We start from the raw sequence: 1889 nt of genomic DNA on the forward strand, positions 1-1889 counted from the left end.
GCGGGCAAGCCCGCTCACTACGACGGGCTTGGTTACCACCATCAGCGTTGTTTCATGCGGTCGATGACCACCGCCAGCAGCAGGATCGAACCGCTGTGGTGAGCGGGCTTGCCCGCGTTGGGGCGCGAAGCGGCCCTAAAACCCGCCACCCGGTTCAGCCTGGAAGAATGCAGTGACTGTGTTGGGGCCGCTTCGCGCCCCAGCGCGGGTCAAGCCCGCTCACTACGACGGGCTTGGTTACCACCATCAGCGTTGTTTCATGCGGTCGATGACCACCGCCAGCAGCAGGATCGAACCGCGGATCACATACTGGTAGAAGGTGTCGATGTTCTTCAGGTTCATCGCGTTCTCGATGATCGCCAAAATCAACACCCCGGCAATCACATGGCGGATCATGCCGATGCCGCCGCTCAGCGACACCCCGCCCAGCACGCAGGCGGAAATCACCGTCAGCTCGAAACCCTGGCCGATCATCGGCTGGCCCGAGGTCATGCGCGAGGCGAGGATCACCCCGGCCAATGCGCCAATCAGGCCGTGCACGGCGAAGATCAGGATCTTGGTGCGGTCGACATTCACCCCCGCCAGCAACGCCGCTTCCGGGTTACCGCCGATGGCCATGGTGTTGCGCCCGTAGGTGGTGTAGTTGAGCAGCCAGCCGAAAAACAGGAAGCACACGATGGTGATCAGGATCGGCACCGGCACGCCCAGCAGTTGGCCATTGCCAAAGATAAAGAACTGATCCTGGGACACCCCCACCGCCTTGCCGTCGGCAAAGATATAGGCCAGGCCGCGCACGATCTGCATGGTCGCCAAGGTGGTGATCAACGCATTGACCCGCAGCTTGGCGATCACGATGCCGTTGATCAGCCCCACGACCAGGCCCATCAGCAGCGCCGCGCCAATGCCCAGCATGACGCTGTCGGTATCGCGCATCACAATCGCCGCCACCACGCCGGCGCAGGCAATCACCGAGCCTACCGACAAGTCGAAGTGCCCCGATGCCAGGCAGAACAGCATGGTGCAGGCGGCGATGCCCACGGTGGAAATCGCCAGGCCCAGGCCGCGCATGTTCAACGGCGAAAGGAAGTTATCGATGAGCAAGGCGCACAGGACAAAGATGCCCACCGCTGCCAGCAACATCGCCCAGTTGTCGAGCAGTGCGCGCATATCGAGGGGTTTGCGTGCCGTCGGCAGCGCGTTGTTTTGAGTCGTCATGGTCTTCTCTCAGTTCGCCAGGCCGCGCGGCAGGGCCAGTTGCAGCAGGTTGGATTCGGTCGCGTGTTCGCGGGTCTGTTCGCCGCGCATCGCGCCTTCGCACAGCACCAGGATGCGGTCGGAGATGCCCATCACTTCCATGAGGTCGCTGGACACCACGATCACCGCAATGCCCTGGGCCGCGAGGTTATGGATAATCTGGTAGATCTCGGCCTTGGCGCCGATGTCGATGCCACGCGTCGGCTCATCCAGCAGCAGGACCTTCATGGGCATCGACAGCCAGCGGCCAAGAATGGCTTTCTGCTGGTTGCCGCCGGACAGGTACATGATCTTTTGCGCGGCAGTCGGGGTTTTGACCTTCATTGCCTTGATCTGCTGGTCGGCATTGCCCTTCTCCCAGCCATCGCGCAGCAACCAGCCGAACGAAGAGTGGGCTCCACGCGCGCTGATATTGATGTTCTCGGCGACGCTGGACAGCGGAATGATGCCTTCCTTCTTGCGATCTTCCGGGCACAGCAGCACACCGGCGGCGATGGCGTCGCGGGGTGAGCGCAGTTGCAGGGCCTCCCCGCATAACTCAAGGCTGCCGGCGCTGGCGCGTTCCAAGCCGCTGAGCAAACGGAACAACTCCGTGCGCCCTGCCCCCACCAGGCCGAACAGACCGAGAATCTCGC

The 1889-nt window shown here is 62.7% G+C and carries 2 protein-coding genes; both read right to left on the reverse strand.

Features of this window, described 5'->3' with window-relative positions:
* Positions 1-246: 246 nt before the first annotated feature.
* Positions 247-1215 carry an L-arabinose ABC transporter permease AraH gene (araH, locus tag PspCFBP13509_RS31265; RefSeq protein ID WP_065925854.1) on the reverse strand — a complete coding sequence of 323 codons (969 nt, stop codon included), beginning with the start codon at positions 1213-1215 and terminating at the stop codon, positions 247-249.
* A 9-nt stretch (positions 1216-1224) separates the two neighbouring features.
* The coding region (locus PspCFBP13509_RS31270; RefSeq protein WP_137213199.1) for an ATP-binding cassette domain-containing protein at positions 1225-1889 on the reverse strand (665 nt) is incomplete at its 5' end.

The sequence above is a fragment of the Pseudomonas sp. CFBP13509 genome (assembly GCF_005233485.1).
In the GTDB taxonomy this organism is placed as follows: domain Bacteria; phylum Pseudomonadota; class Gammaproteobacteria; order Pseudomonadales; family Pseudomonadaceae; genus Aquipseudomonas; species Aquipseudomonas marginalis.